This window comes from Flavobacterium xizangense (genome assembly GCF_054075145.1).
The window spans coordinates 1-250 of sequence record NZ_JBSIPG010000223.1; the positions used below are offsets into that span (position 1 = coordinate 1).

The window sequence follows — 250 nt, forward strand, 5'->3', positions numbered from 1 at the left end:
GCATTTTTATAAGAAGCTCTTTTTTCTGCAATTGCATCTGCACGCAATGCGTAAGAAATGTCTAAACCAGAATCTCTCATGTTTAAACCTTGATTCAAACCTTGTGCTCCACAACCAACAATTACAACTTTTTTTCCAGCCAAAGCTGCAATCCCGTCTGCAAATTCAGATTGCTCCATAAATTCGCAAACTCCTAATTGTTCTAATTGTAATCTAAGTGGTAATGTATTGAAATAATTTGCCATTTTTG

1 pseudogene is annotated in these 250 nt (G+C 35.2%); it reads right to left on the reverse strand.

The window, feature by feature from the left end:
• Positions 1 to 245 (reverse strand): annotated as a pseudogene (locus ACWA1B_RS23200) (ketol-acid reductoisomerase); the annotation flags it as partial.
• Positions 246 to 250: the final 5 nt, after the last annotated feature.